This window comes from Methylobacterium sp. 174MFSha1.1 (genome assembly GCF_900116815.1).
In the GTDB taxonomy this organism is placed as follows: domain Bacteria; phylum Pseudomonadota; class Alphaproteobacteria; order Rhizobiales; family Beijerinckiaceae; genus Methylobacterium.
Genome location: NZ_FPCB01000026.1, coordinates 25,427 through 40,415 on the forward strand (window position 1 = coordinate 25,427; position 14,989 = coordinate 40,415).

General features: G+C 70.4%; 13 protein-coding genes. 11 read left to right on the top strand and 2 right to left on the bottom strand.

Features of this window, described 5'->3' with window-relative positions:
* The first annotated feature begins 59 nt into the window (after nucleotides 1-59).
* From BM430_RS22025 to BM430_RS22050, 6 genes are all read left to right on the top strand, one after another.
* Entirely contained in the window at nucleotides 60-1,385 is a 1,326-nt protein-coding gene (locus BM430_RS22025; protein WP_093569391.1) for an MFS transporter, read from the top strand.
* Between the two features lie 10 nt (nucleotides 1,386-1,395).
* Nucleotides 1,396-2,484, top strand: coding sequence for a metallophosphoesterase family protein (locus tag BM430_RS22030; protein ID WP_093569392.1), 1,089 nt, complete (start codon nucleotides 1,396-1,398; stop codon nucleotides 2,482-2,484).
* A 278-nt stretch (nucleotides 2,485-2,762) separates the two neighbouring features.
* Entirely contained in the window at nucleotides 2,763-4,034 is a 1,272-nt protein-coding gene (locus BM430_RS22035) for an arsenic transporter (protein WP_093569393.1), read from the top strand.
* A 26-nt stretch (nucleotides 4,035-4,060) separates the two neighbouring features.
* Nucleotides 4,061-4,987: a DMT family transporter gene (locus BM430_RS22040; RefSeq protein WP_244539612.1), complete on the top strand. Its 927-nt coding sequence runs from the start codon at nucleotides 4,061-4,063 to the stop codon at nucleotides 4,985-4,987.
* Between the two features lie 20 nt (nucleotides 4,988-5,007).
* Nucleotides 5,008-6,396, top strand: a complete 1,389-nt coding sequence (locus tag BM430_RS22045; RefSeq protein WP_093569394.1) for a TAXI family TRAP transporter solute-binding subunit — start codon at nucleotides 5,008-5,010, stop codon at nucleotides 6,394-6,396.
* Nucleotides 6,397-6,520: 124 nt separating this feature from the next.
* Nucleotides 6,521-7,528, top strand: a complete 1,008-nt coding sequence (locus BM430_RS22050; RefSeq protein ID WP_177303135.1) for a hypothetical protein — start codon at nucleotides 6,521-6,523, stop codon at nucleotides 7,526-7,528.
* A gap of 27 nt (nucleotides 7,529-7,555) precedes the next feature.
* Here the strand turns inward: BM430_RS22050 and BM430_RS22055 are convergent, their stop codons facing one another.
* Nucleotides 7,556-7,870, bottom strand: a complete 315-nt coding sequence (locus tag BM430_RS22055) for an NIPSNAP family protein (protein ID WP_093569396.1) — start codon at nucleotides 7,868-7,870, stop codon at nucleotides 7,556-7,558.
* A 211-nt stretch (nucleotides 7,871-8,081) separates the two neighbouring features.
* Between BM430_RS22055 and BM430_RS22060 the strand changes: the two genes are divergently transcribed.
* The 5 genes from BM430_RS22060 to BM430_RS22080 all read left to right on the top strand — a co-directional run bounded on the left by BM430_RS22060 (nucleotide 8,082) and on the right by BM430_RS22080 (nucleotide 13,395).
* Nucleotides 8,082-9,296, top strand: coding sequence for an ABC transporter substrate-binding protein (locus tag BM430_RS22060; RefSeq protein ID WP_093569397.1), 1,215 nt, complete (start codon nucleotides 8,082-8,084; stop codon nucleotides 9,294-9,296).
* A gap of 64 nt (nucleotides 9,297-9,360) precedes the next feature.
* Nucleotides 9,361-10,233, top strand: a complete 873-nt coding sequence (locus BM430_RS22065; RefSeq protein WP_093569398.1) for a branched-chain amino acid ABC transporter permease — start codon at nucleotides 9,361-9,363, stop codon at nucleotides 10,231-10,233.
* A 72-nt stretch (nucleotides 10,234-10,305) separates the two neighbouring features.
* Complete coding sequence (locus BM430_RS22070) at nucleotides 10,306-12,360, top strand: branched-chain amino acid ABC transporter ATP-binding protein/permease (RefSeq protein WP_093569399.1); 2,055 nt, start codon at nucleotides 10,306-10,308, stop codon at nucleotides 12,358-12,360.
* 4 nt (nucleotides 12,361-12,364) lie between these two features.
* Nucleotides 12,365-13,087, top strand: coding sequence for an ABC transporter ATP-binding protein (locus BM430_RS22075; protein WP_093569400.1), 723 nt, complete (start codon nucleotides 12,365-12,367; stop codon nucleotides 13,085-13,087).
* Between the two features lie 89 nt (nucleotides 13,088-13,176).
* Nucleotides 13,177-13,395: a putative hemolysin gene (locus tag BM430_RS22080; RefSeq protein WP_244539613.1), complete on the top strand. Its 219-nt coding sequence runs from the start codon at nucleotides 13,177-13,179 to the stop codon at nucleotides 13,393-13,395.
* Between the two features lie 175 nt (nucleotides 13,396-13,570).
* On the opposite strand, the gene BM430_RS22085 is transcribed toward BM430_RS22080, so the two are convergent.
* A complete protein-coding gene (locus BM430_RS22085) occupies nucleotides 13,571-14,929 on the bottom strand; it encodes an esterase-like activity of phytase family protein (protein WP_093569402.1) in 1,359 nt (452 codons plus the stop codon).
* Between the last annotated feature and the right edge of the window lie 60 nt (nucleotides 14,930-14,989).

Genomic DNA, 14,989 nt, shown 5'->3' on the forward strand with positions numbered 1-14,989 from the left:
CGCGATCTCGCCGGTTCTCGGCTCCGGATCGGCCGGTCCTTCCTCAAGGAGACATCACGGTGAGCACCGCAACCTCCGCCCCTGTCTCTGCGTCCGGTGCCTCTGATCGGCAGCCCTCGAAGCGGGCCCTGCGCGGACTCGATGCGCTCAACTTCACCCTGGCGGACGTGCGCGACGGCCTCGGCCCCTACCTCGCGATCTACCTCATCGCCGTGCGCGGACCGGACCAGGGCTGGAACGAGGCGACCACCGGCATGATCATGACGATCGCCGGCATCGCCGGGCTGATCGCCCAGACCCCCGCCGGCGCCCTCATCGACCGCTCGCGGCACAAGCGCGTCATCGTGATCGCGGCGGCGCTCGCCGTCACCCTGAGCTGCCTGGCGCTCCCCTTCATCTCGAACTTCTACGCCGTCGCCGCGACGCAGTCGCTCGCCGGCATCGCCGGGGCGATCTTCCCGCCGGCGCTCGCCGCCATCACGCTGGGGGTGGTCGGCCCGAAGCTGTTCGCCAAGCGCATCGGCCGCAACGAAGGCTTCAACCATGCCGGCAACGCGGTCTCGGCGGCGCTCGCCGGGGGGCTGGCCTACATGTTCGGGCCGATCGTCGTGTTCTGGCTGATGGGCGTGCTCGCCGCCCTGTCGATCGGCGCGATGCTGATGGTGCCGGACGAGGCGATCGACAACGATCTCGCCCGCGGCCTCGACTGCGCCGAGGAGCAGTCCTGCGAGCAGCCCTCGGGCCTCACGGCGCTCCTGCAGAACAAGTACCTGATGCTGTTCGCGCTGCTCGCGGCGATCTTCCACCTCTCCAACGCCGCGATGCTGACCTCGGTCGGACAGCTCCTCACCCATCTGTCCGGCAAGGAGAACGCCACCTCGCTCATCGCGATCTGCATCGTGGCGGCGCAATGCGTGATGGTGCCGGTGGCGATGTTCGTCGGCCACAAGGCCGATGCGATCGGCAGGAAGCCGATCTTCCTCGCCGCCTTCGGCGTGCTGGCCTTGCGCGGCGTGCTCTACACCTTCTCCAACAACCCGTTCTACCTCGTGGCGGTGCAGCTCCTCGACGGCATCGGTGCCGGCATCTACGGCGCGCTGTTCCCGATCGTGGTCGCCGACCTGACCCGGGGCACCGGCCGGTTCAATGTCAGCCAGGGCGCGGTGGCGACCGCGCAAGGCCTCGGCGCCTCGTTGAGCGCGACGCTCGCCGGCCTCATCATCGTGTCGGCCGGGTATTCGGCGGCGTTCCTGACGCTCGCCGGCATCGCGGGCTTGGGCTTCGCCCTCTACCTGACGATGATGCCCGAGACCCGCGGCTTCGAGCCGGCCCAGGCCGGCACGCCCTCGGACCCGACCGGCCGCCCGGCCCTGGCGACCGCCTGAGGACGGGCCGATGACCGCCCCGCTCGCCTTCGCGCATATCGGCGATCTTCACCTGACCGCGGCGGAGGCGGACAACGCCCGCGACTTCCGGGCGATCGTCGCGCAGCTCGGCGAGGTCGACGGGCTCGACTTCGTCTTCGTCCCCGGGGACAACGCCGATAACGGCCTCCCCGAGCAATACGCCCTGGTGCGGGCGGGCCTCGACCGGTTGTCCCTGCCGGTCCACGTCATCACCGGCGACCACGATAGGGAGGGCGGCAGCCTCGACGCCTTCTATACCGGGCTGAACGTCCCCCGGCTGCCCTACGCGGTCGACGTCCGGGGCGTGCGCTGCCTGTTCCTCGACATGTGCGGGCCGGGCGGCGGCGGGCCGGATTTCCGCCTCGGGCCCGACCAGGTCGCCTGGCTCGCGACCGAGCTGGAGCGGGCGGACAAGGACTGCGTGCTGTTCATGCACAGCTACCCCGCCGACCTGAAGGGCGAGGGCGAGGCGGCGCGGGTCGCCGACCTCATCCATCGCGGGCCGGTGCGCCTCGTCGAGATGGGCCATACCCATTACAACGAACTCGCCAATGATGGCCGCACGGTCTACGCGGCCACCCGCTCGACCGGCCAGATCGAGGAGGGCCCGGTCGGCTACGCGGTGGCGGCCCTCGATCGCGGCGTGGTGAGCTGGCGCTTCAAGGAACTGGCTCAGCCCTGGCCGTTCGTGCTGATTACCTCTCCCGCCGACCGGCGCCTCGCCTTCGACGCCGGCCACGCGGTCGGCGAGCGCTTCACCGTGCACGCCCTGGTGCTCGGACCGGCGGAGCGCGTCGAGTTCCGCATCGACGGGGGCCCGTGGCAGGCGATGGCGCGGGAGGACGGGGCGCGCTGCCACGCGGCCGAGGTGACCTGGCCGGCGGGTGCCCGCGCCGTCACGGTGCGGGCGACGGGCCGGGAGTCCGAGGATACCGACGCGATCGAGCCGGCGACCGACCCGAACGGGCTGCCGACCTCCCGCGGCATCGGCAGCGACGCGGACGCGCTCGGGGCCTGGCCGGGGCGGGGTCTGCTCGGGACCCAGCTCGGGCCGAACCGCAACGGGCGGCAGTGGTGAGGGCTGGCCCGTCGACGGTCGGAGACGATAGGTGCCCCGGCGGATCTCTTACCCTCCTGGTCATTCCGGGGCCGCGCAGCGGAGCCCGGAATCCAGACACTCAGGTCGTTCAGGATAAGGCGGCACGCGCTTCGCTTCGTCCTGCATCTCCGGCGGTTCTGGATTCCGGGCTCCGCTGCGCGGCCCCGGAATGACCCGGAGGATGTCAGGTCCTTCGGCCTGGCTCACCAGACCCAGCGATTTTCTCCCTCGACACTGACGACAGGACTCCTCAGCCCATGGCCGCGCTGACGCTCAGCCCCAACCTCGCGACCTGGGCGATCGCCGCCCTCGCCACGCTCGGCGTGATCGTGCGCCCGTTCTCCTGGCCGGAAGCGATCTGGGCGGTGACGGGGGCGCTCGCCCTGGTGCTGCTCGGCCTGCTCCCGGCCGGCACCGCCTGGGAGGGCGTGCTCAAGGGCACCGACGTCTACCTCTTCCTCGTCGGCATGATGCTGATGTCCGAGGTCGCCCGGAAGGAAGGCCTGTTCGACTGGCTCGCCGGCATCGCGGTGCGCACCGCCAAGGGCTCGGCGACGCGGCTGTTCACCCTGGTCTACCTCGTCGGCACGGTGGTCACGGTCTTCCTCTCGAACGACGCCTGCGCGGTAGTGCTGACGCCGGCGGTCTACGCCGCGACCCGCGCCGCCAAGGTCGAGAACCCCCTGCCCTACCTGTTCATCTGCGCCTTCATCGCCAACGCCGCCTCGTTCGTGCTGCCGATCTCGAACCCGGCGAACCTCGTGGTCTTCGCCGAACACATGCCGCCGCTGACGCGCTGGCTCAGCCTGTTCGCCCTGCCGTCGGCGCTGGCGATTCTGGCGACCTACCTCGTCCTGCGCCTGACCCAGAACGGCACCCTGCGCCGGCAGCAGGTCGCCACCGAGGTCGAGACCGCGTCCCTGTCCCGCACCGGCATCGTGGCGGGCCTCGGCATCGTGGCGACGGGCGCGGTGCTCATCGGCGCCTCAGCCCTGGGGCGCGATCTCGGCCTGCCGACCTTCGTCGCGGGGCTGGCCACCACCCTCATCGTGCTCGCGCTCAAGCGCGGCAGCGGCGCGGTCGAGGTAGTCAAGGACGTGTCCTGGAGCGTGCTGCCGCTGGTCGCCGGCCTGTTCGTGCTGGTCGAGGCGCTGGAGAAGACCGGCGTGCTCGCGATGATCGCCGCCGAGCTGCAGCGGGCCGCCACCGCCGCGCCGGCCGAGACCGCCTGGGGCGCAGGCGCGCTGATCGCCTTCGCCTGCAACCTCGTCAACAACCTGCCGGCCGGCCTGATCGCCGGCGCCGCGGTGCAGGCCGCGCACGTGCCCGAGAAGGTGGCGGGCGCGGTGCTGATCGGCGTCGATCTCGGGCCCAACCTCTCGGTCACCGGCTCGCTCGCCACCATCCTGTGGCTCACGGCGATCCGCCGCGAGGGCCAGGACGTGAGCTTCTGGAGCTTCCTCAAGCTCGGCGCCCTGGTGATGCCGCCGGCCCTCGCGCTGGCGCTCGCCGGCCTCCTCCTCGTCTGATTTCCCTCTCACAGGAAGGTTTCCCGGTGTCGATCGCCGCGCTCCTCTATCCCTTCATCCTGGTCGCCGGTGCGCTGCAGGCGCTCGGCAACGCGATGAACGCGCAGCTGCGCGGCCGGATGGTCAATCCGTGGCTCGCCGCCACGGTGTCGTTCCTGCCGATCGTCTTCGTCTTCGTCACCCTGTTCCTGGTGATGCCGACGCCGCTGCCGACACTCGAGACCTTGGGGAAGATGCCCTGGTACGCCCCGCTGGGGGGCCTGGCCGGGGCGGTCGCGGTGTTCGGCGGCCTCGCCTTCATCGACAAGGTCGGGGCCGGGCCGTTCAACGGCCTGACGCTGACGGCCAACATCCTCACCTCGCTCGCCCTCGACGCGTTCGGGCTGTTCGGGCTCCAGGCCTCCGGCTTCAAGCCGCTGCCCTGGCTCGGCGGCCTCATGATGGCGGCCGGCGTGGTGTTCATCGCCCGCACCGCCGGTAAGAAGGACGACGAGGAGAGCCACGGCGTCGGCGGCAAGCTGCTCTATCCATTCATCCTCGTCGCCGGCGCGCTGATGGCGATCGGCGTGGTGTGGAACGCCCAGCTGCGCGGGGCGCTGGTCAATCCGTGGCTCGCCGCGACCGTGTCGTTCGTGCCCGTCGTCTTCGCCTTCGCGCTGATGACCCTGCTCAAGCCGACCCCGCTGCCGACCCGGGAGGACCTCGCCGGCGTGCGCTGGTGGATGCCGCTCGCCGGCATCACCGGGGCGGTGGCGGTGTTCGCGGGCCTGCTCTTCGTCGACAAGGTCGGGGCCGGCGCCCTCAACGGGCTTCTCATCACGGCGAACCTCCTGACCTCGGTGGCGCTCGACCATTTCGGCTGGCTCGGCATGCGCCAGGTCAAGGCCGGCCCGCCGCGCCTCATCGGCGCCGCCCTGATGGTCGGCGGGATCGTGCTGATCTCGGTGTTCTGATCGCTCCCGGCGGAGATCCCATGCCCACCCTCCCGGACTGGGTCCTGCGCCGCGAGACCTTCGCGGCCGTGATCGTCGTCGCCCTCGCGGCGGCGATCGCGGCCGCTCTCTACTTCAGCCAGGCGACGACGCTCACCATCGCGGTCGCGCCGCGCGACGGGACCGAGCCGGCCCTGATCCGGGCCTATGCCGACGCGCTGAAGGCGGACAGCGCCAACATCCGGCTCAAGATCCTGTCCTTTGACGACGTGCGCGAGAGTGCGGCGGCGCTCCAGGACGGGCAGGCCGACCTCGCGGTGGTGCGGCCGGACGTGCTGCTGCCGAAGAACGGCCTGACGCTCGCGATCCTGCGCGACCAGGCGATGCTGATCGTCTCGCCGGAGGGATCCGGCATCACGAGCTTCCCGAAGCTCGCGGGGCGCCGCCTCGGCATCGCGGCCCATCGCAGCGCCGATTTCTGGCTGCTCAAGAACATCCTCGCCTACTACGCCCTGACGCTGGAGGGGCCGGACGGCGTGCCGGCATCAGTGGCGGTCTCGGGCAATACGGTGCGCCTCGTCGCCATCGACGGGACGGAAGCGGCCACCGCGATCCGCGACAAGCGCATCGACGCCTTCGTCAGCATCATCGCGGCCTCGGCCCCGAAGGCGCGCCAGCTCGTCGAATCGGTGCGGGGCATCGGCCGAACCGGCAAGGTCGACCTCGTCGACGTGCAGGACAGCGACGCGGTGATCGAGCGCTTCCCCCGCCTCCAGGCGGTGACGGTGCCGGCCGGCCTGTTCGGCGGCCGGCCGAAGCTGCCGGCGGAGGACGTGAAGACGGTGGGCGCCTCCTACCGGCTGATGGCGCGCACCTCGCTCAGCCGCGCGGTCGCCGCGGACGTGACCCAGCACCTGTTCGAGATGCGCACCGCCGCCGCCGAGCAGACCGACGCGGCGGAATACGTCCAGGCCCCGGCCTACGACACCACGGTGGCGGCGACGAGCGCCCGCATCCCGATCCATCCCGGCGCGATCGACTATTTCGAGCGCGAGCAGCACGGCTTCGTCGAGCGCTACGGCGATACGCTCTACCTCCTGGCGGCGCTCGCCGGCGGCCTCGCCTCGGCGGTGGCCTGGCTGCGCCAGCGCCTGGCGAGCCTGCGCCGCGAGCGCATCGACGAGGTGACCGACCGGCTGCTCGAGATCACCGACCAGGCCCGCTCCCTGCGCGACCCGGATGCCATCGCCGCCCTGTCGGTCGAGATCGACAAGCTCGCCATCGAGGTCGTGCGCGACATCCGCCGGCGGGAGCTCGATTCGCGCACGATGGCGGCGGTGTCGATCGCCATCGAGACCGCCCGGGCGACGGTGGCCGATTGCCGGGCGGCGGCGGGGGAGAAGGCGGAGGCCGCGGCGCGGGTTTCGTGAGAGGCCGACGGCTGCGCTCCCGCAATCCCGCCTCAATCCCGGGGTTAACAGAAACTTGTCCGAGCACGAGGGGAATGCGGGGTGCACACCCGGCACGACCCCGGAAACAAGGGAATGCGGGACGATGACTGCACAGCCGTCGAAGACGGGACCGCGGTCCGTGACGGGCGCGGCCCTCGTGGCTGCGCTCGCCGCCACGCTGCTGGCGGGAGCCGTCGCCCCGGCGCGGGCGCAGGGCTACCGCGTCGTGATCGAGGACGAGGACGACGCGATCCTGCCGCCGCGGGCGGTGGTCTTCCGCCTCGGCCGGGCCGGCTTCACCGGCATGAGCCATCCGCGCTTCGACGGCGAGACCTACCGCGTCGAGGCCGACAGCCCCTGGGGCAACCGGGTGCAGCTCGTCGTCGATGCCCGCACCGGCCGCATCCTCGACCGCGAGCGCCTGGAGGCGCCGCTGATCCCCCCCGGCTCCATCCCCGGCGGCCGCCGCCCCGGCTACGGTTGGACCGAGACCGAAGCCCGCCCATCCTGGCCGCGCGAGGAGGCGTTCCGCGAGCGCACGCCCCGCGACGGCGGCTGGCGCGACGGCGGGGCCCGGGACGGCGGGGCTTACGCCCCCGTGCCGCTCTCCCGCGGCGAGCCGCTGCCGCCGGTGGGCGAGCGCCCGGAGGAGCGCCGCGTCGCCGCGCGCCCGCTGCCGCAACCCGTCCCCCCGCCGGGCGCACCGTCCTATGAGGCGCCCGCCCGCGCCGCGCCGGCTCCCCGCACCGCCGGGCCGAACCCGCTCGGCATGAATCCCGACAGCCCGGCCGCCCGCACCGGCGCCGCCCCCCGCCGCGAGGCCGCGCCCGAGGGTGCGAAGCCCGAGGCGCCGCGGCGCACGGCCGCCCGCACCAAGCCGGCCGAGACGGAGACCCCCGCGGCCCTCGTCCCGCCCCTGGCGCCGAAGACCGAATCCAAGGCTCCGCCCGCCAAGGTGGCCCCGCCCGCCAAGGCGGCGGAGGTGGCGCCGCCCAAGTCCCCGGAGGCCAAGGACGGCGGCTGGAAGACCCCGCCCGACGGCAACCGCCCGGTGCGGGTGATCGGCGGCATCACGCAGGTGCCCGGCAAGGACGAGCCGGCGAAGGATTGAGGCGGCGCGGGCGCCCCTGCCCGGCGCTCACTCCCCCAGCCCGGTCACCTTGCGCAGGAAGAGGCGGTCTTCGCGGCGGATGAACCTCTCCGCCTGGGCGAAGCGGAAGGTCTCGCGGCCGAGCGGATCGTCGCGCAGACGCGCACGGTAACGCTCGTAGGCTGCCAGATCGGGCAAGCTGTAGAGACCGTAGGCCGTGGTGGCCGAGCCCTCGTGCGGCGCGAAATAGCCGATCAGATCGGCGCCGCACCGGGGAATCGTGGCGTTCCAGCCGCGCGCGTAATGCTCGAATGCGTCGATGCGCGTCGGCTCGATCTGGTAGCGGATGAAGCAGGTGATCATCGGGCGTCGTCTCCGTTCGACACGCCGATGATGCCGAGCCGCCGGGGGCGATGCTTCGGCCGTGCCCGAAGCGTCGCCACCGGTCCGGCGCAGCGCCTTTCTAGATCGAAAGACGCGCTCGACAAGCGCTGCCAATCCCGGTTCTATCCGGCACCCCGATCCACGGCCGCCAAGGTCGGGACGGCAAGAAACGGTCCCCGGAGGAATCCAGATGCGCTCATCCCTGACCGCGCTCGCGGCGGCCCTCGCCTGCGCGACCGCCTTCGCGGCCCCGGCCCTGGCGGCCGACCCGATCAAGATCGGGGTGACCGGTCCCTATACCGGCGGCTCCTCGTCGATGGGCGTGTCGATGCGCGACGGCGTGCGGCTGGCCGCCGACGAGATCAACAAGAGCGGTGGCGTGCTAGGGCGCCAGATCCAGCTCGTGGAGCGCGACGACGAGGCCAAGAACGAGGTCGGCGCCCAGGTCGCCCAGGAGCTGATCAACAAGGAGAAGGTGGTCGCCACCCTCGGCTTCATCAACACCGGCGTGGCGCTCGCCGCCCAGCGCTTCTACCAGGAGGCCGAGATCCCGGTGATCAACAACGTCGCCACCGGCACGATCATCACCAACCAGTTCAACCCGCCGGACTACGACAACAACTACGTCTTCCGCACCTCGGCCTACGACGTGCTGCAGGCCGGCATGATGGCCGACGAGGCGGTCGCGCAAGGCTTCAAGAAGATCGCGATCCTGGCCGATTCGACCAATTACGGCCAGCTCGGCCGCGAGGACCTGGAAAAATACCTCAAGGCCAAGGGTGTGAAGCCGGTCGCGGTGGAAAAATTCAACATCAAGGACGTCGACATGACGCCCCAGCTGTTGAAGTCGCAGGCCGCGGGCGCGGACGTGATCCTCGCCTACGGCATCGGCCCTGAGCTGGCCCAGATCGCCAACGGCATGGCCAAGCTCGGCTGGAAGGTGCCGATGATCACCTCGTGGCCGGCCTCGATGCAGAGCTTCATCGACATCGCCGGCGCGAACGGCAACGGCGTGATCATGCCCCAGACCTTCATCGAGGATAAGACGCTGCCGAAGCGCAAGTCCTTCCTCGACGGCTACTACGCCACCTTCAAGGTCAACAAGATCCCGACCCCGGTGGCGGGCGCCCAGGGGTACGATTCGGTCTACCTGCTCGCCGCCGCGATCAAGCAGGCCGGCTCGACCGACGGCGCGAAGGTGCGCTCCGCCCTCGAGAACCTGAACACCAAGGTCGAGGGCGTGGTCACCACCTACGACAAGCCGTTCACCGCGAAGGACCACAACGCGATCAGCCGCAACATGGTGGTGTTCGGCAAGGTCCAGGACGGCAAGATCGTCTACGCCAAGGACGAGGACGCCAAGAACGCCGGCGTCGTCCGCGTCAAGGAGAAGGCCTCGAACTGAGGCCGCATCTTATAGCCCCGCGCATCACGCGCGGGGCCCGCCCGTCGAGACGAGCCTTCCTTCCATGCAGATCTTCCTTCAGCTCGTGGCGAGCGGCATCGCCGTCGGCATGATCTACGCCGCGATCGCGTTCGGCTACCAGCTCACCTTCGCGACCTCGAAGACCCTGAATTTCGGCCAGGGCGAGGCGCTGATGCTGGGCGCCCTGTTCGGCCTCACCCTGGTGCCGTTCACCGGCTACTGGCTGATGCTGCCCCTGGTCCTGGTCTTCGGCTTCGCGCTCGGCGCCGTCGTCGAGCGGCTCGGCGTGCGCCCGGCGGTCAAGATCAAGTCCGAGTACGGGTGGATCATGGCCACCATCGCGCTCGGCATCATCTTCAAGAACGTCGCCGAGAACATCTGGGGCCGCGACGACCTCAAGTTCCCCTCGCCGCTGCCGGAAGAAGCCCTGACCTTCGGCGGCGTCCGGGTGCTGCCGATGGAGCTGATGATCGTCGCCGGCGCGCTCCTGATGATGCTCGCGGTCGAGCTGTTCAACCGCCGCTCGATCTGGGGCAAGGCGGTGGTCGCGACCTCGAACGACATCGACGCCGCCGGCCTGATGGGCATCAACACCCGCAAGGTCATCACCCTGTCCTACTCGATCAGCGCGATGACGGCGGCCTTCGCCGGCGTGCTCGTCGCCCCCGTCACCCTCACCGGCGCCACGATGGGCTCGGTGCTGGCGCTCAAGGCCTTCGCGGTCGCGATCATCGGCGGCCTCGAATCGGGGCTCGGGGTGATCGTCGGCGGGCTGATCCTCGGCGTCGCCGAGACGCTGACCGGCTTCTACATCTCGACCGGCTACAAGGACGTGCCCGGCCTGATCCTGCTGCTCGCCGTGCTGGCGGTGCGCCCGGTCGGCCTGTTCGGCAAGGCCGTGATCAAGAAGGTCTGATTGCTTCGCCGCGCCGCTCCCGGATCGCGGGAGCGGCCTTCGCTCCCGCCTCTTCCAAGGTTCCTCACGATCATGGCGCAGTCCGCCCCCGCGCCGGCGCTGGCCCGGCAAACCGCCCCGCCGGTCCCTCAAGCCGGGCTCGGCCGCTTCGTCGGCCTCCTCGGGGCCGTGTGCCTCGTCGTCTTCCTGGCGGCCTTCCCGCACGTCGTCACCAGCCAGTACTACATCCACCTGCTGATCGTGATCGCCATCTACGCGATCCTGATCCTCGGCCTCGACATCGTGGTCGGCTATACCGGCCAGGTGTCGCTGGGCCATGCCGGCCTGTTCGGCATCGGCGCCTACGCGGCGGCCGTGCTGTTCCTCAAGCTCAAGCTCGGGCTGTGGTTCGGGCTCCTCGCCGGCATCGGCGTCACCGCGGGTTTCGGCTTGCTGCTGGCGATCCCGGCGCTCCGGGTCAGCGGGCCCTATCTGGCGATGGTGACACTCGCCTTCGGCACCATCATCCAGATCTTCATCAACGAGATGACGGACCTGACCAACGGCCCCCTCGGCATCACCCTGCCGCCGGCCCGGGTCCTCGACTTCTCGCTGATCGGCCTCCAGGCCCCGTGGGGCGCGGCCGGGCGCAAGCTCGAATTCTACTATCTCGTCTGCGCCTGCCTCCTGCTCACGATCCTGGTGGTCAACCGGGTGGTGCGCTCGCCCTTCGGCCGCGCCTTCGAGGCCCTGCGCGATTCGCCGATCGCCTGCGACTGCATGGGCGTCAGCGTCTACCGCTACAAGGTCTACGCCTTCGTGATCTCGGCCGCGCTCGCGGGCCTCGCCGGCGCGCTGTTCGCCTGGTCCGAGCGCTACGTCGCGCCGAATTCCTACGGCTTCGAACTGACGGTCCTGTTCCTGCTCGCCGTCACCATGGGCGGGCGCAAGTCGCGCTCCGGACCGCTGATCGGCGCCGCCATCATCGTGATGATGCCGAACATCCTGGCCGATATCGGCCTGGTGCGGATCATGGCCGGGATCATCGCCGCCATCGCCGTCGTCGTGGTCGGCCTCGCCTTCCTGCGCAAGCGGGATGACCGCATGACCCTGCTGATCCCAGGCGTGCTCTGCCTTCTCTTCTTTCCGGCGACCCTGGCGATGGAGTCGGTGACGGATTTCCGCCTCACCGTCTTCGGCCTGATGATCCTGTTCGTGGTCTACTACCTGCCCGAGGGCATCGTCGGCTTCTTACGCGAAAAGCTGCCCTTCCTGCGCCCGGCCCATACGGGCGCGACGCAGGAGCTGTCGGCTTCCGGCGAGGCGCTGATCCGCCAGGGCGGCCGCTCCGGCGCCGACCCGCTGCTCAAGGTCGAGCGGGCGGTGATGCAGTTCGGCGGCCTCAAGGCCCTCAACGAGGTCGACCTCGCGGTGCGGCCGGGCACGATCCACGGGCTGATCGGCCCGAACGGCTCGGGCAAGAGCACGATGATGAACGTGCTCACCGGCATCTACAAGCCGACCGCCGGCGGCGTCTCGCTCGCCATCGGCACGGACGCCGTGAAGCGCCTCGACGGCCGCACGCCCTCCGAGATCGCGCTCGCGGGCGTCGCCCGCACCTTCCAGAACGTCCAGCTCTTCCGCGAGATGACGGCCCTGGAGAACGTGCTGGTGGGGCTGCACCACAGCTTCCAGGGCACGCTGTTCGACGCCATTCTCGGCACGCCGCGGCGCCGGCGCGAGGAGCGGGAGGCGCGAGCGCGCGCCATGGCGATCCTCGATTTCGTCGGCCTCGGGTCCCTCGCCCAGGTCGAGGCGCGCAACTTGCCTTACGGCAAGCAGCGCCTCCTCGAGATCGGCCGGGCGCTGGCGCTCGATCCGGTGCTGCTCCTCCTCGACGAGCCGGCGGCCGGCCTCACCGCCCCCGACATCGCCGAACTCACGCTCATCATCCGCAAGATCCGCGACGCCGGCATCACGGTGATCCTGATCGAGCACCACATGGACGTGGTGATGGGCCTGTGCGACCGCGTCAGCGTGCTCGATTTCGGCCACAAGATCGCGGAGGGCGGCGCCCGCGAGGTCCAGTCCGACCCCAAGGTCATCGAAGCCTATCTCGGCAGCCCGGTTGCCGACGCCGCGGAGTAGAGAGATGCTCGATGTCAGCGGCCTGTCGGCCGGCTACGGCCAGATCGAGGTCCTGCACGGCCTCACCTTCACGGTGCCGAAGGGCCAGGTCGTCACCCTGATCGGCTCCAACGGGGCCGGCAAGACCACCACCATGCGGGCGCTCTCGGGCATGATCCGACCGCGCGCCGGCTCGATCAAGCTCAACGGGCGCGAGATCGGCGGCCTCGACAGCCACGACGTCGCCCGCACCGGCCTCGCCCACTCCCCCGAGGGACGGCGCGTCTTCCCGACCCTCTCGGTCGAGGACAACCTGACCCTCGGCGCCTTCCCGCGCCTCACCGGCTCGCGGCCGAAGGGCGACGTCAACGCCGACCGGGAGCGGGCCTACACCCTGTTCCCGCGGCTGAAGGAGCGCCGGACGCAGCTCGCCGGCACCCTGTCGGGCGGCGAGCAGCAGATGCTCGCCATGGGCCGGGCCCTGATGCTGCGCCCGGAGATCCTGCTCCTCGACGAGCCGTCGATGGGCCTCGCCCCGAAGCTGGTGGAGGAGGTGTTCCGCATCATCCGCCGGCTGAAGGAGGAGCAGGTGACGATGCTGCTCGTCGAGCAGTTCGCCATGGCGGCGCTCGGGGTGGCCGACCACGCCTACGTGCTCGAGAATGGCCGCATCCGCTTCCAGGGCCCGGCGGCGCAGCTGCGCAACGACCCGCAGGTGCGGGCGGCGTATCTGGGCGGCGGTCACTGACGCATTCGAACCGGCGGGGCGACGTCGCGTCACCGCCGGTTCATCGCGCGGGCCTATTCTTCCGCCAGGTGCGAATCGGGAGAAGAGCCGTGAAGTCGTTGCTTGCTGCCGCCGCTTTGCTCGCCTTCGCAGGCGCGTCACAGGCCTGGGCCTTGGGCAACCCCGCCTCGGCCTACTGCACCTCCGTCGGCGGGCGCCTGGAGATCCGCAAGGGTCCACAGGGCGAGGCCGGCTACTGCCACCTGCCCGACGGCCGCGTGGTCGAGGAATGGCAGCTGTTTCGCGAGGCCAACAAGGCGAAACCTTGAGGCCGGTTCGGTTTTCCCGGCGAGTCTCACGCCCTCCATCGTCATCCCGGGTTCTCGCCTGTGGCGAGCCCCGGGATGACGCAGCAGGTATCGTAACCGAAGTCAATAAAACGGCGCTGAAGCCAGCATTCGCTGAGCGTCCCCGCATCCCTGCCAGGATGTGGGGCGCCGCCGGTCACTTCGCCTTCAAAAACTCTCCCACCTCCAGAAGCACGAACTCGTTGTCGTCCACCTTGTGCGGGTCGCGGCTCGCCGAGAACGGCAGGTTGTTGTCGTTGCCGACGATGATGTGGGTGTCGTCGACCTTGTCGACGTTCTCGATCGTGAAGAAGGGTAAAGCGAGCGCGCCGTCGGTCAGCGGCTTGCGCGCCTTCTTCGCCGGGTCGGCGATGCGCATCAGGTCGATGGAGCCGATCTTGCGCACCGGGCCGCCCTGGTTGGCATCGGTCATCTCGATCTTGAAGACGCGCTTGAACTTGGCCGGGACCGAGAAGCAGTCCGGCCCCTTCTGGCCCGCCGGGCAGGCCCGGTCGGCGGTGCCCTCGCCGTCGTCGCGCTCGATGATGAGACCCGTGGTGGCGTCGATCAGGTTGAAGTCGCCGATAGCGTGACCGGCCTGCTCCATCGGGTAGAGCCACGAGCGGCCGGTCCAGGTCTCGGCCTTGGTGTCGAATTCGAGGATCCGCAGCACCTCACGGCCGTCGCGCGTCTCGAACGCCTTCGCCTCGGCGTCCCAGAGCGGGCCTTCGAGCAGGGCGTAGAGCCGGCTGCCGTCGGGCGAGGCGGCCATGCCCTCGAATCCCTTGGAGCGGCGGGCGTTGAAGGCGACCGCGCCGCCGGGCATCGCCGGGGTCGTCACCGCCGGGTTGTCGGGGGAGCGGACGGGCTTGCCCGAGGCCAGGGTCTCGACCACCGCCTCGACCTTGCCGCTGCGGTCGGCCTTGATCAGGAACGGGCCGAACTCGTCGCCGATCCAGATCCGGTCGCCGACGAACTGGAAGCTCTCGGGGTCGAAGTCGCTGCCGGTGAGGTAGCGGCTCTCGGTCGCCTCGTTGGCGATGCGGAACGGCACCTTCCTGTCCGGATCGCGCAGGAAGACCGTCTCCAGCCGCTCGACGCCGCCCTTCTCGAAGTCGATCCGGTAGTGGTTGAGATAGAGCATCGCGTCGGGCGAATTCGCCTTGGCGCCGAAGCCGTTGTCGGTCAGCACCCAGTAGGTGCCGTCCGGCCTATGCTTGATGCCGGAATGGCCCTGGAGCGGCTGGCCCTTGAGCGGCAGCTTGAGGCTGGTGGCGCGGCCCATCGACTGCACCTCGACGGTGCCCACCGCCTCGACCCGCCGGCCGGTTGTGAACTTGCCCGGCGTGGCGAGGTCCTTCGGTGCGTCCTCCGGCGTCGGCAGATAGCTCTCCGCCGGCAGGACGGCGTGGCCGGCGAGCGTCGCCGGGAAGGTCTGCGGGGCCTGCGCTTGCGCCAGGGCGGCGGGCGCGCCCGACAGGAGGAGCGTGAGGGCGAGCAGGGAACGGCGCGGCATAGGATCCTCGCGGAGATGAGCGCGGCCGTTCTGGCGCATCACCCATGTCAGCGAAGTGAC

Bases quoted from the DNA above. Each gene is read 5' to 3' on its own strand.
- BM430_RS22070 (WP_093569399.1), top strand. From the start codon at position 10,306: ATGGCGCAGTCCGCCCCCGCGCCGGCGCTGGCCCGGCAAACCGCCCCG.
- BM430_RS22085 (WP_093569402.1), bottom strand. From the start codon at position 14,929: ATGCCGCGCCGTTCCCTGCTCGCCCTCACGCTCCTCCTGTCGGGCGCG.
- BM430_RS22060 (WP_093569397.1), top strand. From the start codon at position 8,082: ATGCGCTCATCCCTGACCGCGCTCGCGGCGGCCCTCGCCTGCGCGACC.
- BM430_RS22055 (WP_093569396.1), bottom strand. From the start codon at position 7,870: ATGATCACCTGCTTCATCCGCTACCAGATCGAGCCGACGCGCATCGAC.
- BM430_RS22045 (WP_093569394.1), top strand. From the start codon at position 5,008: ATGCCCACCCTCCCGGACTGGGTCCTGCGCCGCGAGACCTTCGCGGCC.
- BM430_RS22075 (WP_093569400.1), top strand. From the start codon at position 12,365: ATGCTCGATGTCAGCGGCCTGTCGGCCGGCTACGGCCAGATCGAGGTC.
- BM430_RS22035 (WP_093569393.1), top strand. From the start codon at position 2,763: ATGGCCGCGCTGACGCTCAGCCCCAACCTCGCGACCTGGGCGATCGCC.
- BM430_RS22030 (WP_093569392.1), top strand. From the start codon at position 1,396: ATGACCGCCCCGCTCGCCTTCGCGCATATCGGCGATCTTCACCTGACC.
- BM430_RS22065 (WP_093569398.1), top strand. From the start codon at position 9,361: ATGCAGATCTTCCTTCAGCTCGTGGCGAGCGGCATCGCCGTCGGCATG.
- BM430_RS22050 (WP_177303135.1), top strand. From the start codon at position 6,521: ATGACTGCACAGCCGTCGAAGACGGGACCGCGGTCCGTGACGGGCGCG.